Here is a 20,264-nt window from a genome sequence, read left to right on the forward strand (position 1 = left end):
ACGTAACCTACGTATCGGTCGGGGCAGGTGGATTAACGGTCAGTGGAGCTGCTTATCCCTTGATAATTAGCTCCACTTACCGCCTTCCTAACCTCTTCTGCTGCACTACGGCAGGCAGCTACGGCGGTTTCGGGCTGTAACGTTACACTTTCTCCGCCAAAAACCGCGCTGTGTGGTTGGTGTCCTTCAATTTCACCATCTCTTCGGGCGTGCCTTCGAAGAGCAAATGGCCACCGTTGAGGCCGCCTTCCGGCCCTAGGTCGATGAGCCAGTCGGCACACTTGATGATGTCGACGTTGTGCTCGATGATGAGCACGGAGTTGCCCTGCTCCACCAGCGCGTTCAGGGCCGTGAGCAGCTTGCTGATGTCGTGGAAGTGCAGGCCGGTGCTGGGCTCGTCGAAGATGAACAGGATTTTGTCCTGCTGCAGCGTGGCGCCTTTGGTGAGGAAGGAAGCCAGCTTCACGCGCTGGGCTTCGCCACCGCTCAGCGTGTTGGCCGACTGCCCGAGGCGGATGTAGCCCAAGCCCACGTCTTCGAGCGGCTTGAGGCGCTCGGCTACTTTGGGCTGGCCTTTGAAGAACTGGACGGCATCGGTCACGGTCAGCTCCAGCACTTCGTCGATGCCTTTGTCCTGAAACTTGATGTCCAGAATGTCCTGCTTGAACTTGCGGCCGCCGCAACCTTCGCAGGTCAGGTAGATGTCGGCCATGAACTGCATTTCAATCTTTACCTGGCCTTCGCCCTGGCACACCTCGCAGCGGCCGCCGTCGATGTTGAAGGAGAAGTGCGAGGGCTTGAGGCCACGCGCCTTGGCCAGCGGCTGCTCCGAAAACAGCGTTCGAATGGCGTCGTAGGCCTTCACGTAAGTCACGGGGTTGGAGCGCGACGACTTGCCGATGGGGTTCTGGTCGACGAACTCGACGTGCGTTACCTGCCCGTTTACGCCGGTGAGGCGGTCGAATTTGCCGGTGCTTTCGCCGGCGCCGCCCCCCAGCATTTTCATCAAGGCCGGGGCCAGGATGCGCTTGATGAGCGTGGACTTGCCCGAGCCAGATACGCCCGTTACAACGGTCATCACGCCCAGCGGAATCTTCACGCTCACGTTTTTGAGGTTGTTTTCGCGGGCGCCGGTTAGCTCCAGGGCGTTGCGCCAGGGGCGGCGCACTTTGGGCACGGGCACTTCCATTTTGCCGCTCAGGTACTGGCCGGTGTAGGTTTCGGTGTCCTGCAGGAGCTGCGCCATGGTGCCCTGGAACATCAGGTTGCCGCCGCCGCTGCCGGCTTCGGGGCCGATGTCGATAATCTGGTCGGCCGCTTCCATCATCTTCTCTTCGTGCTCCACCACCACCACGGTATTGCCCAGCTGCTGCAGGGAGCGCAGCACGCCGATGAGCTGCTCAGCATCCTTGGGGTGCAGGCCAATGCTGGGCTCGTCGAGCACGTACATGGAGCCCACCAAGGCCGAGCCCAGGGAAGTAGCGAGCGAAATGCGCTGGCTTTCGCCGCCACTCAGCGTATTGCTCAAGCGGTTCAGGGTGAGGTATCCCAGACCTACGCGGTTGAGGTAGCCCAGGCGGTTGGTGATTTCGGTTACGAGGCGCTCGGCCACTTTGGCGTCGTGCTCGCTCAGGGTCAGGTTTTCGAAGAAGTTTAGCGCGTCGGAGATGGGCAGCAGCACGATGTCGGCAATGCTGCGGCCGTCGATGCGCACGTACTGGGCGTCTTTGCGCAGGCGGGTGCCGCGGCAGTCGGGGCAGGTGGTGCGGCCGCGGTAGCGGCTTTGCAGCACCCGGTACTGGATTTTGTGGGTCTGCTCGCTCACCCACTTAAAGTACTTGTCGAGGCCGTCGAAGTACTTGTTGCCGGTCCAGAGCAGGCGCTGCTCGGCGTGGCTGAGCTCGCTGTAGGGGCGGTGAATGGGAAAGTCGAAGCGGATGCCGTTTTTCAGCAGCGGCTTAAGCCACTCGCCCTGCTTCTCGGTACGCCAGGGAGCGATGGCGCCCTCGTACACGGTCATGCTCTTGTCTGGAATTACCAGGTCTTCATCAATGCCCAGCACCGAGCCAAAGCCCTCGCAGGTCTGGCAGGCCCCGTAGGGGTTGTTGAAGGAGAAGAAGTTGACGCTGGGCTCCTCAAACACGATATCATCCAGCTCAAACTTGTCGGAGAAGGTGCGGGTCTCGTCTTCGTTCAGGCGCAGCAGGCAGGTGCCGTGGCCTTCGAAAAAGGCGGTCTGCACCGAGTCAGACAGTCGGAACAGCAGGTCCTCGTCGTTGGGCCGAAGCACGGCGCGGTCTATCATGATGAAGACGTCGCCTTTAACTTCGGGCTGGCCCTCGCCTATCAGGTCCTCAATCTGGGAGGTCACGCCGTTCACCACCACGCGGCTGTAGCCTTTCTGCAGCAGCAAATCCAACTCCTTGCTCATGGGGCGGGTTTTGTCGGCGCGGTAGAGCGGGGCCAGAATCATGGCCTTGGTGCCGTCGGGCTGGGTGGCCAAAAAATCGACCACGTCGGCCACGTTGTCCTTGCGCACCTGCTCGCCGCTCACGGGCGAAAACGTGCGGCCCACCCGCGCAAACAGCAGCTTGAGGTAGTCGTAAATCTCGGTGCTGGTGCCCACCGTCGAGCGGTTGTTCTTGATGCTGACCTTCTGCTCGATGGCAATGGCCGGCGAGATGCCGCGGATGTAGTCCACGTCGGGCTTGTCCATGCGGCCCAAAAACTGGCGGGCATAGCTGCTCAGGCTTTCCACGTACATGCGCTGGCCTTCAGCATACAAGGTATCAAAGGCCAGGCTCGACTTGCCCGAGCCGCTCAGGCCCGTGATGACGATAAACTGGTTGCGCGGCAGGGCTACGCTGAGGTTTTTGAGGTTGTGAACCCGGGCATTCTTGATGAGGATGAATTCGCGCGGGTCGAGGTTATCAATGGCATTGTCGGCGGGGGCCGAAACTTGCAACGAGTCTTTTTTGGGCATAAACGAACCAACAGCTAGAAGGGGCCGGAAGGTTTCGGCCGGATGCAGTTGCTTGGGACTGCGAAGGTACGGCCGGGGCTAAAGCCGCGGCATGGTAGCCCGGCAATACCCCGGTATCGTGGTGCTTTGCCTAACATTACGCCACATTTCCCTTCTTCCGTTACGTATGCCCTCTGCCAGTCCGCTCCCGGCTATCTACCAGGTTATTCAGCAGGTGCAAGCCCAGGCTGCCGCCAATGCCGTCCTTTTTCAGAACAACGAAGCCGCCACCCGGGCGGCCCTGATTGACCCGATTCTGCGGGCGTTGGGCTGGGATACAAGCAACGTTCGGATGGTGGAACCCGAGCGCATGGTGGCCAACAAGCAAAAATTAGATTACCTGCTTAAAGACACCCAGGGTAAAACCTGCGCGGTGGTGGAAGCCAAAAAATTGGGTGAAAGCCTGGATAAGCTGGGCCACGTTGGCGCTCTAATTGGGTACGCGTTTTCGTTGAAGCCCAGAAAATTTTTCATCACCGACGGCCTGAACTGGCATTGTTATTCGCCTGCTCACTCCAGCTACGAACCGGTTGGCACCCTAAACCTGCGGGATACGCCTCCGGTGGAGGCAGCGTTGCAACTTATTCAGTGGCTTGATGCCGCGTATGGCGGGCATGGTATCCACCTACCCCAGGTGGCCGCATCTGTGCCCCTGTTCCAGCAAAAATTGCCCGTTGCCAGCAGGCCGCCTATACTGGCAGTGCAGGCGCTACCGAAACCAAAGAAGCCCAAGGCAAACTCAGCAGGTTTTACGCCATTAAGCGAACTCAAGTTGAATGAATTGCAGCCAGGCCATAAACCAACGCAATTACGACTGCCCGACGGCACTATTAAATCAATTGCTACCTGGAAGGAAATCCTGCTGGAAGCAACCCGGTATGTCTTGGCTAACACCCCTCATTTACCACTGCCCTTTTCTGATAAAGCGGGCAAAACCCGATTTCTAATTTCCCGCACAAAGCAGCCCATCGGCTCAAGCACTCCGGCTTTTTACCACGGCAATACGGTATACATCGGCACCAACTATAGTGCGGCCGACTGTCTGGCAAACGCCACCTTCGTGATGCAGCAGCTTTCTGCCCCGCTGCAAATTAGCCCTCTTGCAGTTTGCCTGTAGCGGCCGGCCCACTTCCGAAGTTGACGGCGGCTTACTTGCCAATGGTGCGCCGCGCCGCACGCAACCAAGCCTGCGCCAGGTCCACACTGCCAAACGAACGCATCTGTAGCTGGCTCCCTATTCCCAGATGCATGGCTTCGGCCGAAAGGGCGGCCATCGACTCGGGGCTGACCACGTTGGCAAAATGCGTGAGCCCGTGCGCAATAGCCCGCGGGGCCCAGTTCGTAACATTCCACCGCGTGGTCCCACGGGCCCACTACTTCGCGGTTGTCGTTGAGCAACAGGTGGCTTTTATTTTCCTCGAGCACGTGCAGACAGGAGTCTGCTCCGGCCACAATACCGGTATACGTCTGGTAACCAATCCAATTACTTTACACCCTCTCGTTTCTGTAATCGTACTCAATGGTATGATACACTTTACCAAAACCGTTGGTATATTCAATAATCATAGGAAATCCCGACAAAAGCAGCACGTTAAACGGGTTGCGCGCATTACTTGTAGCTGTTAAGTAGATTGGGCAGATCGAGATTGAAGATACAGGTATGATAATAGTGGCAGCATCTTACTACTCTAAGTATCGTATCCTAATAAGATTACAGGAAGCCAGTTGAACTCAGGCATCAGCGGATTAAAGGCATAGCTCCCTCACAAATCATAACTTTATTAATATTTAATTATGTTAATTAATTTGATTTACGCTTCTTTTATTTGCGTCAATCCAGCAAATTGATACATTCCACATGCACCACATTATCTACATGAGTCGCGCCGCGCATCCAATGAGCGACAACGATTTAGAATTTATTCTTCGCCAAGCACGCCTCAACAATGAGCAGCGGAACATTACCGGGGCACTGGCCTACGGCGACGGGCAGTTTATGCAAATTATGGAGGGTGAGAAGGCCGATTTAGATGCGGTTTATGAGGTTGTTTCCCGAGACCCCCGTCATAAGGGCCTCACCAAACTAGCCGACAAGGAAATCAGCCAACGCAGCTTTTCAGATTGGTCGATGGCCTTCCAAACGCTTTCGCCCGAGCAGTTTTATGAACTGGCAGGCTACACTGCCCCTAATGAGCTCAACGAGCAGGCTCACAACCTGAGCGCGGCCGATAACTTACTTTTTCAAATGATGAACACCTTTGGCCTTACGCAGCGGGCCTGATGCCGAGGGGCCTGTTCATTCGGCTTAGCCTAGCCACTGCCGTCGGCCAGCCATCTGCCCTGCCCAAATACGGTTCCCGGGCCATTTGCAGCAACCGGCGGTGAAAGCATTGCCCAACTTGAACTACCCGTTCTGCAGGGCCACAGGGCCCCATTGGCACCCCAAGTAAGTATGGCTCCTTTCAGAGGCATTTGCGCCTTGCGCATCACCGCTCGTCCGCCATTGGATAGGTCGCCGCACAAAAGACTAAGTGAAGGTGCTTACCCGATAGCTGCTACCGAAATGGTCGGCCCGCAAGGCCGGCCATTCGTGTTTTCATGCGTACTTGTTTTCTGTCATGCCAAGCCTTGCCACGCATTTTTTTTGTTGCACTTTTCACCTTCTACAAGCTTTATTTGACTTATAAAGACCATTATTATATTTCAATTTCATGATTCAGTATTTACTTACATCGGTGTATTTGGTTACCCTGCTGCTATTGCCACGACCCGATGCCGCCGCGCTGCCTGCTGCCCCCGCTCCGCTTAATGGCCAGTGGAAAGGCCCGCTCAAACTGCTCGGCGGCCAAATCACCGTTATCATTACCATTGTGCCCCTCACCAACGGCACGTACTACGGCGCCCTCGACGCGCCCCAGCAGCGCATCAGCCGCATGCCGGTGGCCGTGGAGCTGCACGGCACCGACCTCAAGCTGCGCATTGAGCAGGCTGGCAGCAGCTTCGTGGGCAAGGTGCTGAACGGCGGCGCCAAGTTCAGCGGCACCTGGACGCAGGCCGGCGTGAAAACTGCCATGGTGCTGCTGCGCGCCCCCTCGGCCAAGGCCGTAGCCGCTGCGCCGTTCCGGCCCACGCCGCCCTACCGCGTCTCCGAGGTGGTGTTCCCCAACCCCATCTCCCGGCAGAACCTGGGCGGCACGCTTACCGTGCCGGCGGGCGAAGGGCCTTTCCCGGCGGTAGTGCTCGTCTCTGACCTGGGTCCGCAGGGCCGTGAGGTGGAAGTATCGGGCTACCGCATGTTTGGGCAGCTGGCTGATTACCTCTCCCGCCACGGCATCGCGGTGCTGCGCTACGACGACCGCGGCGTGGGCAAATCGGGCGGCACCTACGCCAACGCCACCACGGCCGACCTGGTGACGGATGCGCAGGCGGCGCTGAACTTTTTGCGCACCCGCCCGCTGGTGGCGCCGCAGCGCGTGGGCCTGCTCGGGCACGGCGAAGGCGCCAACGTGGCCCTACTGGCCGCGGCGGTGCCCGGCCGGGCACCGGCTTTCGTGGTGTCGTTGGCCGGCTATGGCCAGCCGGGCTACAGCGTGCTGCTGCGCCAGCAAAACGAAATCATGCGCCTGACCGGCGCCAACGCCGCGGAAGTACAAGCGGCCCAGGACATCTACTACCGCACCGTGAGCACCATCCGCCAGACGCCGGACAATGCCGCCGCCAGCGCCAAAGTGGCGGCCATGCTCAGCGGGGCCAACACGGGCATTAACCCGGCCATGGCCCGCGCCCGCGCCGCGCAGCTCACCTCGCCGTGGTCGCGCTACTTCTTCGATTTCAGCCCTCTAACCCAGTTGAGCAAGGTTCAATGCCCCGTTCTGCTGCTCAACGGCACCGCCGATTTGCAGGTATCGGCCAAGCGCAACATGACGCCGCTGCGCCGGGGCCTGCACGCCTCCCACCGCCCCGTTTCGGCCTATCGGCTCGACGGCGTGAACCACTTGTTCCAGCCCGCCCCCGCCCAATGGCCCCTGGTAAACGGTGTGCAGCAAGCCACGTTCTCGCCCGTTGCCCTCAAGAAAATCAACGACTGGGTGGCCGTTAAGTCCAAGCAGCCAACCGCAGCTCCGGTACGCGCGCCGCAGAAGCTGCCTTTCCCGGCACCCCGAATCACCAAAACGGGTAGCGTACCGCGCCTGCGCGGCTAGCTGCGGAGTGGGTTTGAGTTGGGCTGATGCGTGGTAGGAGTTGAGCCATAATCGGGCTTTATCCCTATACTTGCTTGCTGCAGTGAGGAAAGCTCTTCCCGGCTGCAGCTGCGCTCGTCTCTCCTACCATTTTCCAACCCTGCGTTGGAGCCTTCGCCCATGGCTGCTACGCCACCCCCACCACGGCCCCGCTGGTCGTGGGATAACTCTGGCCCCATGCGCTGGGTGCGGCGCCACATGGGATACTCGCGGAGCGAAGCCCGCGGCATGGCCGGGCTGCTGGCCCTGATGCTGGCGGCCATAGTAGCCCCTATCCTGCTGCGGCCCGAGGCGCCCGTGTACCTGCCCGCCGCCGACCAGCAGGCGTTAGACCAACTAGCCGCCCAGCTCAAGGAGCACCGCACCGCTGACCCACGCTACGCCACCCGCTACCCGAAACGGAACTATGAAAACAATGCGGGCGGCGGCTCGCGCTACCCGCGCGTGGCCCAGGTGCGGCTCGCGCCCTTCGACCCCAACGCCCTGACGGCCCAGGATTGGGAAGCACGCGGCGTGCCGCATTTCGTGGCCGGCCGCATCGTGAAATACCGCGAGGCCGCGGGCGGCTTCAAAGCCAAAGCCCAGCTCAAGAAAATGTATGGCCTGGAAGACTCGGTATACCAGCGCCTAGCGCCCTTCATGCAGCTGCCCGACGAAACACCCCGCCCTGCCTACGCCAATAATCGGCTAGGCCCCGACGGCAAGTTTCCGCCCTTTGCCGCCACTGGCGAGGCCGCCGGCCGATTCCCGCGCAAGCCGCGCAACCTGCAGCCCTTCGACCTCAATACCGCCGACACCACGCAGCTTATGCAGATTCGGGGCATTGGGGCGGGGCGCGCCAAGTGGGTGGTGCGGTACCGCAACCAGCTCGGCGGCTACCTGCGCGAAGAGCAGCTGGACGAGGTTTTTGTGCTGAAGGACGCACCCGATTTGCGCGACAGCCTCAAGAAATACACCTTCGTAGCTGCTGGGTTTGCGCCCCGGGTGGTGAATGTGAACACGGCATCGTTCGACGAAATGTACCTGCACCCCTACATCGGCAAGCCGCGCGCCCGCCTCATCGTGGCCTACCGCAACCAGCACGGGCCCTTCAAGCGGGTGGAAGATTTGAAGCAGATTCCGATTCTGAAAGCGGAAGACTGGGAGAAGATGCGGCCCTACGTGCGGTGCGACTAGCGGGGCACCGCCTGGCTTATTCCCGGCCGGCGTAGTAACTTTTCGGAAGACATGTAACGTAGTAGGTGGTTCTACTCAACCGTACCTTGTGCCTGCTACTTCCCAACCAAGCGCCCGCTTGAACTGTTAGCCGCCTACTCCTTGCCTCGACTTCTCCGCCATGACTGACCACTTCACGCCCGATTCGGCCGCGCAGCCCGACGGCCCCTCCCCCAACGACGGCCGTCGCTCGTTCATCAAGCAAGCCACGGGCCTCCTGGGCTTGGCGCTGGCCCCACCGCTCGTGGGCCAGGCCGAACGGCTCACGGCGCTTTCCAAAAAAGTGGCCGGCGTATCGGAGATGAAGCTGAAGGTGAACGGCACCGTACGCACCATCAAGGCCGAGCCCCGCACCACGCTGCTGGACGCCCTGCGCGAAAACCTGGACCTTACGGGCTCCAAGAAAGGCTGCGACCACGGCCAGTGCGGTGCCTGCACCGTGCTGGTAGACGGCCGCCGCGTCAACAGCTGCCTCACCTTGGCCGTGATGAGCCAGGGCAAGGAAATCACCACCGTGGAAGGCCTGGCCAAAGGCGAAGAGCTGCACCCGCTGCAGCAGGCCTTTATTGAGCACGACGGCTTTCAGTGCGGCTACTGCACGCCGGGCCAGCTCATGTCGGGTGTGGCCTGCCTGAAAGAAGGCCACGCCAAAACCGACGGCGACGTGCGCGAGTGGATGAGCGGCAACCTCTGCCGCTGCGGTGCTTACCCCAACATCGTGGCGGCCATTCGGCAGGTCGAGAAAAGCGGCTTTAAGTCTTAAGGTTATGGAAAATTTCACCTACCTCCAAGCCTCGCAGGCCAAGGAAGCCACGGCCGCGGTGCACGACCACAAGGGCGCGGCCTTCATTGCCGGCGGCACCACCCTGCTCGATTTGATGAAGCTGAACGTGGAAAACCACAACCAGCTGGTCGACATCAATATGCTGGCCTTCAAAGGCGTGGAGCAAACCGCCGACGGCCTGCGCATCGGTGCCCTGGAGCGCATGAGCGACGTGGGCGAAAACCCACTGGTGGTGCAGCAGTACCCCGTTATCTCGCAGTCGCTGCTGCAGGCGGCCTCGCCACAGCTGCGCAACATGGCCAGCATTGGGGGCAACCTGCTGCAGCGCACCCGCTGCGGCTACTTCCGCGACACGGCCTTTCCATGCAATAAGCGCCAGCCCGGCTCCGGCTGCCCGGCCCAGGACGGCGAAAACCGCAACCTGGCCATCCTGGGCGGCAGCAAAGCCTGCATTGCCACCTACCCCGGCGACCTCGCCGTGGCCCTGGTAGCGCTCGATGCCGTGGTGCTCCTCGAAAATGCCAAGGGCAAGCAGCGCCACGTGCCGCTGCTCGATTTCCACCTCGTGCCCGGCAATACGCCCCAGCGCGAGACCGTAATTGAGCTGGGTGAGCTGATTGTGTCCGTGACGGTGCCCGCCGCGGCGCACGCCCGCAAGTCGATGTACCTGAAGGTGCGCGACCGGGCGTCGTATGCCTTCGCGTTGGTTTCCGCGGCCGTTGGGCTGGATGTGCAGGGTGGCCAGATTCGCTCGGCCCGGGTGGCGCTGGGCGGCGTGGGCACCAAGCCCTGGCGCTCACTGGCCGCCGAGAAGATTCTCACGGGCGCGCCGGCTACGGAAGCCACTTTCCGGGCCGCGGCCGCGGCGGCCGTGCGTGAGGCCCAACCCCGCGAACAAAACCGCTTTAAGATTGAGCTGGCCCAGAATACCCTGGTTCGGGCGCTCACCGACGTTGCCGCCAAGGCCTAACCCCACCGCACCATGAACGAACCAGCTTTCTTCGAAACTACCGCCGGCCCCGGCGTGGTGGGGCAGCCCCTAAACCGCGTGGACGGCCGCGACAAGGTAACCGGCAAAGCCAAGTACTCAGCCGAATACGCCCTGCCCGGCCTCACCTACGGCGTACTGAAAACCAGCGATATCGCCAAAGGCCGCATCAAAAGCATCGACATCACGGCCGCGGCCAAAGAGCCGGGCGTGCTGGCCATCTACACGCACCTCAACCTGCCCAAGCTGGCCAAAACGCCCAACGACCCCGACGGCAAAAAAGCCATTGGCGCCCCCATGGGCTTCCTGCCCCTGACATCGGATGTGATTCACTACGCCGGCCAGCCCGTGGCCCTGGTGGTGGCCGACACCTTTGAGCGGGCCACCCACGCGGCCTCCCTAGTGCGCGTGGCCTACGCCGCCGAGCAGCCCATTGCCACCTACACCGACCCCAAGGCCCAGCTGTTTAACCCCGACAAGGTTCAGGACGGCAAGGCCGATGGCTACACCCGGCGCGGCGATGCCCGCGCGGCCATGGCCAGCGCCCCCGTGAAGCTGACGGCCGTGTACACGCACGCCATCAACCACCACAATCCCATGGAGCCCGGCTCCACCACGGCAGTGTGGGAAGCCCCCGACCGCCTCACGGTGTACGAATCGACCCAGGGCGTAACGCGCACCCAGAAGTCGCTGGCCACCATGCTGGGCCTGCCGCAAGACCAGGTGCGCGTGGTGACCAAGTACCTCGGCGGCGGCTTCGGCTGCAAGGGCTCCTGCTGGCCGCACACCGTGCTCACGGCGCAGGCGGCCAAGGGCGTGGGCCGGCCGGTGAAGCTGGTGCTCACCCGGCGCCAGCAGTTCACGAGTATGGGCCACCGCGAAGACCAGACCCAAACGCTGATGCTGGGAGCCAGCCGGGAAGGCAAGCTGCTGTCGCTCATCCACGAAAAGACCTCCACCACGTCGCCTTGGGATAATTACGCGGAGGCCAACAGCAAGATTATCAACATGCTCTACGACTGCCCCACGTTTGAGTCGCACTACCAGCTGGCGCGGGGCAACGTGATGACGTCGACCTTTACCCGCGCCCCGGGGGAGGCGCCCGGCTCGTTTGCCATCGAGTGTTTGATGGACGACCTGGCGTATCAGCTCAATATTGACCCCATCGAAATCCGGCTGCGCAACTACGCCGAGAAGGACCCCAGCACCGGCCGGCCCTGGAGCAGCAAAAGCCTGCGCCAGTGCTACGCCCGCGGGGCCGAGCTCTTTGGCTGGAACAAGCGCAACCCCAAAGCGGGCGCCACCCGCAACGGCCGCCTGCTGGTGGGCATGGGCATGGCCACCGCCAGCTACCCCGTGCACAACTCCCAGGGCATGGCCCGGGTGCGGCTGTACGCCGACGGCCACGCCGTGGTGCAGGCCGGCGCCACCGACCTGGGCACCGGCACCTACACCGTCATCACCCAGGTAGCGGCCGATTCGCTCGGCTTGCCGCCCGAAAAAATCCGCTTCGAGCTCGGCGACACCAAGCTGCCCACCGCGCCCAACTCGGGCGGCTCGGTAGCGGCGGGCACGGTCTCCTCGTCGGTGTACATGGCCGCGCAGGACGTGTGGCAGCGCCTCACCAAAGTCGCCATTCAGGACCCCAAGTCGCCGCTGTTCAAAGCCAAGCCCGAAGACGTAAGCGTGGAGAAGGGCCGCCTGCAGCTCACAAAAAACACCGCCAAAGGCGAAGACTTCATGGCCCTGATGAAACGGGCCGGCATGGACGATGTGGAGGGCAGCGGCCAGGGCAAATACGGCGCGGGCTACGAAACCGGGCGCCCCGGCAACCCCGCCGGCCCCAACAACAACACAGAATCGACGGGCGAGCACTCCATGCACTCGTTCGGCGCCCACTTCTGCGAGGTGCAGGTAGACCCTGACCTGGGCACCGTGCGCGTCACGCGCTGGGTGAGCGTGCACGGCGCCGGCCGCATCCTCAACGCCAAAACCGCCCGCAGCCAGATTATCGGCGGCTCCATTTTTGGCATTGGCGCGGCCCTGATGGAAGCCACCCTGCGCGACCCGCACTACGCCCGCTACACCAACTCCGACCTGGGTGACTACCACATTCCCGTGAATGCCGACATCCCGGAAATGACCGTGGAGTTCATCGACGAGCACGACCCCTTCATCAACGCCATGGGCGTGAAGGGCATCGGCGAAATTTCCATGGTGGGCGTGTCGGCTGCCGTGGCCAACGCCGTGTTCCACGCCACCGGCAAGCGCGTGCGCGACCTGCCCATTACGCCCGACAAAATCCTGGGCACCAAATCGGTATAAATGCCCGAGCAGCCTTCTGCTTCCTCCAGCGCCACCGCTCCGGGCTTGCCCGGGACGGTGGCGTTGTTGCTGCTAGCCGCCGGTGCTTCCACCCGCATGGGCCAGTCCAAGCAGCTGCTGCCCTACCGCGGCAGCACCCTGCTGCGCCACGCCGCCGAAACCGCCGCGGCTACTGGCTGCGCGCCGGTGGTTCTCGTCACGGGTGCTGTGCACGAGGCGTTGGTAGCCGAAGTTGCCGATTTGCCGGTGCAAGTTGTTCGCAATTTGGCGTGGGAAAAGGGAATGGCGTCGTCCATTCGGGCGGGCTTAGCCGCAGCGGCGCCAGCTCAACCTACGGCCTTCCTCGTCATACTCAGCGACCAGCCGCTGGTGACGCCTGCCCTGCTGCGGCAGCTGATAGCGCAGCAGCACCACACGCAGGCCCCGGTAGTGGCCGCTGCCTACGGCGATACCCTGGGCGTGCCAGCCGTATTCGACCGCACGATGCTGCCTGCGCTTCAGCAGCTGAAAGGAGCACAGGGCGCCGGCCTGCTTATCAAAAGCCTAGGCCCAGCCGTTGGCCGGGTGCCGTTTCCCGGTGGGTTGATGGATGTGGACACGCCCGAGCAATATGCTGCGCTGGTCGCAAATGCGGCGGCTGATTCTGGCTCAAGTTGAGCTGAATAGTTGGGCTGAAAAATTGAGCTAAATGCCGGGCTACTTCGTGCCGGTTTCCAGCTCCCGCAGCTTGTCGGCTTTCAGGGCGGTGATGCCCACGACCACCAGCGTCATCAGGCCCCCAAATACCACCGACGTCACGGTGCCCATCAGCTTGGCTGCCGCGCCGCTTTCGAAGCCCCCAATCTCATTGGAGGAGCCGATGAAGATGTTATTCACGGCCGAGACTCGCCCTTTCATGTATTCTGGGGTGTATGTGTGAATGAGCGTGGAGCGCACAATCACCGACACAGAGTCGAACACGCCCGTGAGAAACAGCAGAAACAGTGACAGCGCAAAGCTCTTGGACAGCGCAAACCCAATGGTGGCGAGGCCAAAGCCCGCCACGGCCCACAGCAGCTTGCGCCCCGCTCGACGCCGCAGCGGCGAGTACGTGAGCCACACCGCCATGAGCACAGAGCCCACCGCCGGCGCGGCCCGCAGGTAGCCCAACCCATCGGGGCCGGTGTGCAAAATGTCCTTCGCAAAAATGGGCAGCAGCGCCACCGCGCCCCCAAACAGCACCGCAAACAAATCCAGCGAGAGGGCCGCCAGCACAATCTGGTTGTTGAAAATAAACCGGACGCCGCTCAGCACGCTCTCGCTCAAACTCAGTTGCTGGCCCTCGCGCTCGGGCAGCGGCCGCCCCGCAATGCTCAAGAAAAGCAGCAGCGAAAGGAACATCAGCGTCGCGTCGACCCCGTAAGCGAAACCCTTGCCTTGCTGGGCAAACAGCAGCCCGCCAATGGCCGGCCCCAGCACCGCCGAGGCCTGCCAGCTGGTGGAGTTCCACGTCACGGCATTAGAGAGCACGCTGCGATTGGGCAGCAACTGGGGCATAAACGAGAACAGCGCCGGCCCCATAAACCCGCGGGCAATGCCGCTCACAAACAGCACCACGTACAGCATGGCCACGTACAGCGGCAGCGCCAGCACCTCACGGTTGGCAAAAAGCGCCATGCCGGCCGGCTTGGTGAGCAAAAACAAGCTCAACGAGCAGAGAAACAGCACCACCATCGCCGGAATGATAATCCGCTTGCGCGGCACCGAATCGGCCACGTGCCCAGCATAGAGCGACACCGTGATGCTGGGAATGGCCTCGGCCAACCCAATCAGGCCGAGCGCCAGGGGGTTGTTGGTGAGCTCATAAATCTGCCAGCCCACCACCACGCCCTGAATCTGGCTGGCGATGATGTACAGCACCCGGGCCGACACCAGGCGGCGGAATTCGGGCAGGCGAAGGGCAGCGTACGGGTCGTGGGCAACGGGGGCAACGGCGGGAGGCAGCATACAGCACAATAAAAAGCGCCATGACGGCGCCGGGGCCCAAAGGTAGCCCCGACGGCCCGGCCGTTTGGGCGAGCGCGCCGGTTTTTGCTACCTTGTATCCTGACCTTCACTGCGCTCACCGCTCCGGCTCATGCCCGATTTCGGCCTCGAAATAACGCCCCGCCCCGACCTGCCCGCCCTCGTGGCCCGGTGGCAGCGCGAAATCACGGTGCCCGAGCTCAAGGCGGGCTACTTCGCCATTCTCGACGCCGCCGATGCCATGGACTGCGCGCGGTGGCTGCTCGACCTGCGCCGCCGCGACGAGCTGACCACGCCAGAGCTGGCCGCCTGGCTCAAGGCCGACTTCTTCCCCAAGCTACCCCGCCGCTACGCCGAGCCCGTGCGCATCGCCTTCCTGGTGTCGCCTCTGCGAGCCCGCGAAGAGCAGTCCGACAGCTCGGTAGCGGCCATCAGCCACAACAGCCAGTCCAACCAGGGCTTCTTCACGGCCCTCTTCACCGACGAAGCCGCCGCCCACCGCTGGCTAGCCGGCTAGCCCCACCGGCCCCGCGCTTTACATAAGCTCAGCATTATATACATTTTTTTATTAGCAGGGTTATCTAAAAAAGGCCTTAAATGAAGAAATTGGGAAGGTTGCGTTTTTTCAGCAAAAAGATTTTGTCATTTTAATTTCTCGTCTATTGCGCATTTGCCTTCCGTTTCTCTACATTTGGTCCGATTCTAGCGGGCTAAAAGCCAGCTTCTCGTCGCTTTCTCAAATTTTTCAGATAACTGCATACTATCGGCCTAAAGCTCTACGTTCTCTTAATCCGTAGCCCTTTATGGACCTCTTGCAGCCTAGCGACTCCGCGCTCATCTCGCTCTACCTGGCCGGCCAGGAATCCGCCTTTTCCATTCTCTTGGAACGGCACCGAAGCCGTGCTTTCACCACTATCCTGCTCATCGTGCGCGACGAGGATGTGGCGGAAGACCTTTTGCAGGACACCTTCATCAAGGCCATCCACACTTTAAAAAGTGGACGCTACAACGAAGAGGGCAAGTTTGCCCCCTGGATTTGCCGCATTGCTCACAACCTAGCCATCGATTCGTTCCGGCGGGGCAAGCGTGTTCCGCACGTCAGCCTCACCGACAATGAGCGACTGGCCAGCACGCTTACCATTGCCGACGACGGCCCCGACGACATTATGTCGCGGGAAGAAACCCACGCCCGCCTTCGGCTGTTGATTCAGGAACTGCCTGCTGCCCAGAAAGAAGTGCTGCTGATGCGCCATTACGGCGACATGAGCTTTCAGGAGATAGCCGACGCAACCGGCGTCAGCATCAACACGGCCTTGGGCCGGATGCGCTACGCGCTAATTAACCTGCGGAAGAAAATGACCGCAAATTCCTATAGTTATGATCCAAACCTTACCCCATTCGACACTGCTCCGCTACGTGTACAACGAGTTGCCAGCTAAGGAGTTGCTCGGCGTAGAAGAGGCATTGCTACACGACCCCGAACTGGCCACCGCCTGCGCCGACCTGCTCCTGGCCCAACGCACCCTCGACGGCCTGCGCCGCGAGCCCCGGGCCGAAACCACCGAGGCTATCCTGCGCTATTCCCGCACTTTTTTGGCGGGTTCGTAGCGTCCCCATTTTAATCTTTATACCTGCTGTCATCCTGAGCGTAGCGAAGGACCTACCGCCGGTTGAGTTGAACTCAGTAATTTTATCGATTACTGGCCGCCGCTCGCCGCCCCAGGTCCTTCGTTGCGCTCAGGATGTATTTTTTTGCGCACTATTCTTCTCGTTATGTCACGTGCCGACCGGTTTCGCTACTTTCTCGACTACTTCACTACCCACTTTCCGGAACCCAAAACGGAACTGGTGTACGGCAACCCATACGAGCTGATAGTGGCCGTAGTGCTCAGCGCGCAGTGCACCGATAAGCGCGTAAACCAGATAATGCCGGCGCTGCTGGAGCAGTTTCCCACCGCCGCGCACCTGGGGGCGGCCTCGGCCGAAGAAATCTTCGTGTTCATCCGCAGCATTTCGTATCCCAACAACAAAGCCAAGCACCTGGCCGGCCTGGGCCGCATGCTCACCGAAGAGTTTGGGGGCGAAGTTCCGAGCCAGATTGAGGAATTGCAGCGGCTGCCTGGCGTGGGCCGCAAAACGGCCAACGTGGTGGCCTCGGTCATTTACAACCAGCCCGCCATGGCGGTTGATACGCACGTATTTCGGGTGTCGCACCGCATTGGCCTCGTGCCAAAAGTGGCCACCACCCCGCTTGCTGTGGAGAAGGCCCTGGTTCGGTACATCCCCGAAGACCTAATCAATAAAGCCCACCACTGGCTGATTTTGCACGGCCGCTACATCTGCGTGGCCCGCTCGCCCAAGTGCAGCATTTGCCCGCTGGCTCCCAGCTGCGCCTACTTTGAAAAGCACTTTGGCAAGGAGCTGGCCTACGTGCCGTTGCCTACCGAATAGCCTTTGCCGGGCGTTACGATTCTGTACGGCTGCTTACAAAGCACAACTGGGCACAAGCTCGGCATTATGCGGTATAAAACGTTGCCTTTTAAACTGTAACGCCCGGGCAAGCCTTTATACCGAGCCGGCTGACGCTTCCAATATTCCTTGTACCTGCTGAGCCAGCTGCTGGCGGTCGAACGCTGCCAGTGCCAACTGCCGGCCCCGGGCACCTGCCGCGGCTAGCGCCTCCGGCTGGGCCAGCAGCGCCCGTAATTGAGCTACCAGCGCGCCAGGCTCCCCGGCCGGCACGTACCAGCCGCAGTTGTACTGTTCCACAAGCGCCTTGGTCCAGCCCTGGTTGGTTACAATCACCGGCGTGCCCACGGCCAGCGAGTCATAAAGCTTGGCCGGCGAGTTAGAGTCCAGCACGGGCAAGCTCAAAAACGACACCACCGACACTGCCGCCAGCGCAAACCAGCTGAAAACGTCGTGCCGGGCCTGCCCTCCCACCAACCGAATGTGCCCCGGCCAGCGGGCTGCCGCTGCCGCAATTAGCGGCTCTAAGTAGCCATGGCCCAGAAACAGCCACACCGTATCCGCATCGGTCGCGGCCATAGCTTCCGCCGCCGCGACCAATGTGGGAATATCGTTGGCCCGCCCGAAGGTGCCAGCGTATAAAATCACGCGCTTCCCCGCCAGCCCAACTTCCTGGCGAAGTTGAGCTACGTTAGCCGGTGTCGCCCGCACAGCCAAATCCAGGTCGGTGCCGTTGAGCACGGTCGTCACCTTTGCGGATGAAATACCCAAATCAGTGATATAACGGCTCATATCCGGCGACAGCGGCAGAATGTGCCGGGCGCTCCCATAGAGGCGCTTCTCCAGATGATACAGCTGCTGACGAGCCAAGGCGGTTGGCACGGCACCCATGGCAATGGGAAAGGAAGGCCACAGGTCCTGCACCTCAAACACCCACGGCACCTTGCGCCACCGCGCCACCTGCGCCGCTGCCCAAGCCGCCGTAAGCGGCGTACTGATGCCCCAGATTACGTCCGGCTTGTCGATGCGCAGCCCTTCGCGCACGGCCCACGCCGCATACTGCGCAAAGGACAAGGCGCGGCGAGCAGGCCCCATTTTGTTGTCGTACGGCACCTTCGCCTCCCGGATTTCCACGCCGGCCGGCACCCACGGAAACTCCTCGGTCAGCCGTTGCTCCTTCCAGGCGGGCGTAGTGAGCAGCGTCACCCGGTGCGTTTTAGCAATGTGGGCCAGCAGCGTGTAGTGCCGGCTGGTCGCCGGGCAGTCGGGGTTGGTGTGGTACTGGCTGAGAACGGCGATGTGCATGGAATCACTGAGTGACTGAACGACTGAGTAACTGAGTAAATGATGAGGTTAACAGCACGTTCGCTCAGTCACTCAGCTGCTCAGTCGCGCTTGGGCCGGTAGTGCGACTCGTTGAGAATGCGCTGGGCATTCTTCTCGGCCATGAGGCGGCCCAGGCTGACTTCGGGGTGCTCGGCCACGTACTTGCGCACGATTTGGAGGCCCACCCACTGGCCCACCCTGCCCGGGCAGGTTTTGTCGATTTCGGGCACGTTGGGCCGCTCGCCCACGTACTTCTGTAGCAGGAACGGCGTAGTAGAGTACAGGAGGTTTTTTTCCAGAAAATGGCCCCACACCCGCGGCTCGTTGGCTTCCAGTCCTACCATCTCGCGGCCGGTATAGCCCAGCAGCAACGAATCGGGCGTGCAGGGCAGCATTAGGCTGGCGAAATAGAGCGCCTTGCCCGAATGCACCATGGCATCCAGCATAGTGTTGGCCGTCAGCTCGTGGCGGTTGTACTTGCTCGACACGTTTTGGGCCAGCAGCGGCAGCAGCCCCGCGGGCGTGTAGCGGCGCAGCATGTACTGGGGCAGGTCGGGCCGCTTACTGGCTTTGGGGCCCGCAAACCAGTCCAGGCTAAGCACCAACAAGCTGTCGTTCACATAAATATCCTTGCTCAAGAACCCGCTTACATAAGTCGCCGCAGGCGGCACCCGGAAGTCGGGAAAGTAATAATGCACCCGCCGGAACATCTCCCCCAGGTCGTGGGTAAGCGCTGCGCTGTCGGGGAACGCGGCGGCCGTTTCGCGGCCCAGCTGCTGCAGAGCCGCGTTAGTAGCCAACTGGGGCAAGCCGCCCTCCAGCTCATTTTCAGTAGCCGGCTGCCGCTGCAAATAATACCGGGAAAAAGCCCGGTGGGCATCCATAAACTGCCGGGCGTCGGCGGGCGTCTTAATCTTGAAAAAAGGTATTTCCAGATGCTGCACCCGCACCGGCAAGGCCGGGGCATCGGCCGCGACATCGGTCCGGCAGCCCTCGGCCGAGCCCTTTTTACAAGCCCCTAGTCCGAGGCTTACTACCAACAATACGGGCAGCCAGCGCCGCCAGGCAAAATTATTCTTATTCACGCGCGTTACTTTGGGGCAAAATTAGCCAACAACCCGTTGGCAGCCGGCAGTTGCCGGAAGCTGCGGGCCACCTGCCTTCTATGAAAAAAATATTCCTTGCCCTGCTGGTCTTCGTAGCCACCATTCACACCGCTTCAGCTCAATTTGAAATTGGGCTAAAAGTGTCGCCTTCCATTACCAGCCTGCGGGCCGAGTCGCCCGCCGACCACGCCTTCACCAGCGATGGCAGCCAGGCTGGCTTCGGCGGTGGCCTCGTGGTGGATTATTTTTTCGGCGAGAATTACGCGTTTAGCACCGGCTTATTGCTCACCGGCAAAGGCGGCAGCATCAAATACACCGACGTTTCCAGCGGCGTAACGGGCCAGTCGTTTGTGGTCCCGCTGAAGTTTAATACCCAGTATCTGGGCGTGCCGCTCACCGTGAAGCTGTTCACGAATGAAATTGCGCCCGCTACCCGGCTCTACTTCCAGGTAGGTGGTGCATTGAATGTGCCCATTGGCACGCGCATCAACAGCAGCAAGTTCTTTAAGGACCCCGCCACCAACAACGAAAACAAGGCCAGCGACTACGTATACTTCGTCGATGCCGACGCACTAGTTAGCGTGGGCACCGAGTACCAAATGGCAAAAAGCACCAAGCTTTTTGCCGGCATCAGCTACAACCGTGGCTTGGTCGACATCGACCACTACTTCGAGAAAAGCCGTGGCTTCAAAGACGTGACTATCAAGAACAGTGGCTTTGCGCTGGACCTCGGCATCAAGTTCTAGCCGACAAAGCCGTCGAAAGACTCCTTAAGCAAAAGCCC

General features: G+C 61.2%; 17 protein-coding genes. 13 read left to right on the plus strand and 4 right to left on the minus strand.

Going from position 1 to position 20,264, the window contains the following annotated elements:
* Window positions 1–142 precede the first annotated feature (142 nt).
* Window positions 143–2,983 carry an excinuclease ABC subunit UvrA gene (uvrA, locus tag AUC43_RS02020; protein WP_068189173.1) on the minus strand — a complete coding sequence of 947 codons (2,841 nt, stop codon included), beginning with the start codon at window positions 2,981–2,983 and terminating at the stop codon, window positions 143–145.
* A gap of 166 nt (window positions 2,984–3,149) precedes the next feature.
* On the opposite strand from uvrA, the gene AUC43_RS02025 reads away from it, so the two are divergent.
* The 8 genes from AUC43_RS02025 to AUC43_RS02060 all read left to right on the plus strand — a co-directional run bounded on the left by AUC43_RS02025 (window position 3,150) and on the right by AUC43_RS02060 (window position 13,232).
* Window positions 3,150–4,139 carry a hypothetical protein gene (locus tag AUC43_RS02025; protein ID WP_068189177.1) on the plus strand — a complete coding sequence of 330 codons (990 nt, stop codon included), beginning with the start codon at window positions 3,150–3,152 and terminating at the stop codon, window positions 4,137–4,139.
* 741 nt (window positions 4,140–4,880) lie between these two features.
* Complete coding sequence (locus AUC43_RS02030) at window positions 4,881–5,303, plus strand: BLUF domain-containing protein (protein WP_068189180.1); 423 nt, start codon at window positions 4,881–4,883, stop codon at window positions 5,301–5,303.
* 430 nt (window positions 5,304–5,733) lie between these two features.
* Window positions 5,734–7,224: an alpha/beta hydrolase family protein gene (locus AUC43_RS02035; RefSeq protein WP_068189182.1), complete on the plus strand. Its 1,491-nt coding sequence runs from the start codon at window positions 5,734–5,736 to the stop codon at window positions 7,222–7,224.
* A gap of 159 nt (window positions 7,225–7,383) precedes the next feature.
* Window positions 7,384–8,439 (plus strand): ComEA family DNA-binding protein, encoded by a 1,056-nt coding sequence (locus tag AUC43_RS02040; protein WP_157780886.1) that lies wholly within the window; start codon window positions 7,384–7,386, stop codon window positions 8,437–8,439.
* A 160-nt stretch (window positions 8,440–8,599) separates the two neighbouring features.
* Window positions 8,600–9,241 (plus strand): (2Fe-2S)-binding protein, encoded by a 642-nt coding sequence (locus AUC43_RS02045; RefSeq protein ID WP_068189186.1) that lies wholly within the window; start codon window positions 8,600–8,602, stop codon window positions 9,239–9,241.
* A 4-nt stretch (window positions 9,242–9,245) separates the two neighbouring features.
* Complete coding sequence (locus AUC43_RS02050) at window positions 9,246–10,232, plus strand: FAD binding domain-containing protein (protein WP_068189196.1); 987 nt, start codon at window positions 9,246–9,248, stop codon at window positions 10,230–10,232.
* Window positions 10,233–10,244: 12 nt separating this feature from the next.
* Complete coding sequence (locus AUC43_RS02055) at window positions 10,245–12,575, plus strand: xanthine dehydrogenase family protein molybdopterin-binding subunit (RefSeq protein WP_068189199.1); 2,331 nt, start codon at window positions 10,245–10,247, stop codon at window positions 12,573–12,575.
* Entirely contained in the window at window positions 12,576–13,232 is a 657-nt protein-coding gene (locus tag AUC43_RS02060; RefSeq protein ID WP_071885795.1) for a nucleotidyltransferase family protein, read from the plus strand. It abuts the gene before it with no gap.
* 39 nt (window positions 13,233–13,271) lie between these two features.
* Here the strand turns inward: AUC43_RS02060 and AUC43_RS02065 are convergent, their stop codons facing one another.
* Window positions 13,272–14,561: an MFS transporter gene (locus tag AUC43_RS02065; RefSeq protein WP_068189206.1), complete on the minus strand. Its 1,290-nt coding sequence runs from the start codon at window positions 14,559–14,561 to the stop codon at window positions 13,272–13,274.
* 130 nt (window positions 14,562–14,691) lie between these two features.
* On the opposite strand from AUC43_RS02065, the gene AUC43_RS02070 reads away from it, so the two are divergent.
* The 4 genes from AUC43_RS02070 (at window position 14,692) to nth (ending at window position 17,030) form a co-directional block, all read left to right on the plus strand.
* A complete protein-coding gene (locus tag AUC43_RS02070) occupies window positions 14,692–15,096 on the plus strand; it encodes a hypothetical protein (RefSeq protein ID WP_068189209.1) in 405 nt (134 codons plus the stop codon).
* A gap of 286 nt (window positions 15,097–15,382) precedes the next feature.
* The gene (locus tag AUC43_RS02075) at window positions 15,383–16,018 is read left to right on the plus strand and encodes an RNA polymerase sigma factor (RefSeq protein WP_068189213.1); all 636 of its coding nucleotides are present in this window, start codon (window positions 15,383–15,385) and stop codon (window positions 16,016–16,018) included.
* Window positions 15,996–16,187 (plus strand): hypothetical protein, encoded by a 192-nt coding sequence (locus AUC43_RS02080; RefSeq protein WP_068189216.1) that lies wholly within the window; start codon window positions 15,996–15,998, stop codon window positions 16,185–16,187. The genes AUC43_RS02075 and AUC43_RS02080 overlap by 23 nt, the downstream gene beginning before the upstream one ends.
* 165 nt (window positions 16,188–16,352) lie before the next feature.
* Window positions 16,353–17,030, plus strand: coding sequence for an endonuclease III (gene nth, locus AUC43_RS02085; protein ID WP_068189219.1), 678 nt, complete (start codon window positions 16,353–16,355; stop codon window positions 17,028–17,030).
* Between the two features lie 114 nt (window positions 17,031–17,144).
* Here the strand turns inward: nth and AUC43_RS02090 are convergent, their stop codons facing one another.
* Window positions 17,145–18,353: a glycosyltransferase family 4 protein gene (locus AUC43_RS02090; protein ID WP_068189222.1), complete on the minus strand. Its 1,209-nt coding sequence runs from the start codon at window positions 18,351–18,353 to the stop codon at window positions 17,145–17,147.
* Window positions 18,354–18,433: 80 nt separating this feature from the next.
* Window positions 18,434–19,459 (minus strand): gliding motility protein GldB-related protein, encoded by a 1,026-nt coding sequence (locus tag AUC43_RS02095; protein WP_068189225.1) that lies wholly within the window; start codon window positions 19,457–19,459, stop codon window positions 18,434–18,436.
* Window positions 19,460–19,539: 80 nt separating this feature from the next.
* Between AUC43_RS02095 and AUC43_RS02100 the strand changes: the two genes are divergently transcribed.
* Complete coding sequence (locus AUC43_RS02100; RefSeq protein WP_068189228.1) at window positions 19,540–20,226, plus strand: porin family protein; 687 nt, start codon at window positions 19,540–19,542, stop codon at window positions 20,224–20,226.
* Window positions 20,227–20,264: the final 38 nt, after the last annotated feature.

Origin of the sequence: Hymenobacter sedentarius, assembly GCF_001507645.1 — a bacterium.
Lineage (GTDB): Bacteria > Bacteroidota > Bacteroidia > Cytophagales > Hymenobacteraceae > Hymenobacter > Hymenobacter sedentarius.

What these genes read in the sequence shown, in the direction of transcription:
- AUC43_RS02025 (WP_068189177.1), top strand. Translation starts at nt 3,150, where the DNA reads ATGCCCTCTGCCAGTCCGCTCCCGGCTATCTACCAGGTTATTCAGCAG.
- AUC43_RS02090 (WP_068189222.1), bottom strand. Translation starts at nt 18,353, where the DNA reads ATGCACATCGCCGTTCTCAGCCAGTACCACACCAACCCCGACTGCCCG.
- AUC43_RS02050 (WP_068189196.1), top strand. Translation starts at nt 9,246, where the DNA reads ATGGAAAATTTCACCTACCTCCAAGCCTCGCAGGCCAAGGAAGCCACG.
- AUC43_RS02075 (WP_068189213.1), top strand. Translation starts at nt 15,383, where the DNA reads ATGGACCTCTTGCAGCCTAGCGACTCCGCGCTCATCTCGCTCTACCTG.
- AUC43_RS02055 (WP_068189199.1), top strand. Translation starts at nt 10,245, where the DNA reads ATGAACGAACCAGCTTTCTTCGAAACTACCGCCGGCCCCGGCGTGGTG.
- AUC43_RS02100 (WP_068189228.1), top strand. Translation starts at nt 19,540, where the DNA reads ATGAAAAAAATATTCCTTGCCCTGCTGGTCTTCGTAGCCACCATTCAC.
- AUC43_RS02045 (WP_068189186.1), top strand. Translation starts at nt 8,600, where the DNA reads ATGACTGACCACTTCACGCCCGATTCGGCCGCGCAGCCCGACGGCCCC.
- AUC43_RS02030 (WP_068189180.1), top strand. Translation starts at nt 4,881, where the DNA reads ATGCACCACATTATCTACATGAGTCGCGCCGCGCATCCAATGAGCGAC.
- AUC43_RS02035 (WP_068189182.1), top strand. Translation starts at nt 5,734, where the DNA reads ATGATTCAGTATTTACTTACATCGGTGTATTTGGTTACCCTGCTGCTA.
- AUC43_RS02060 (WP_071885795.1), top strand. Translation starts at nt 12,576, where the DNA reads ATGCCCGAGCAGCCTTCTGCTTCCTCCAGCGCCACCGCTCCGGGCTTG.
- AUC43_RS02070 (WP_068189209.1), top strand. Translation starts at nt 14,692, where the DNA reads ATGCCCGATTTCGGCCTCGAAATAACGCCCCGCCCCGACCTGCCCGCC.
- AUC43_RS02065 (WP_068189206.1), bottom strand. Translation starts at nt 14,561, where the DNA reads ATGCTGCCTCCCGCCGTTGCCCCCGTTGCCCACGACCCGTACGCTGCC.
- nth (WP_068189219.1), top strand. Translation starts at nt 16,353, where the DNA reads ATGTCACGTGCCGACCGGTTTCGCTACTTTCTCGACTACTTCACTACC.
- uvrA (WP_068189173.1), bottom strand. Translation starts at nt 2,983, where the DNA reads ATGCCCAAAAAAGACTCGTTGCAAGTTTCGGCCCCCGCCGACAATGCC.
- AUC43_RS02040 (WP_157780886.1), top strand. Translation starts at nt 7,384, where the DNA reads ATGGCTGCTACGCCACCCCCACCACGGCCCCGCTGGTCGTGGGATAAC.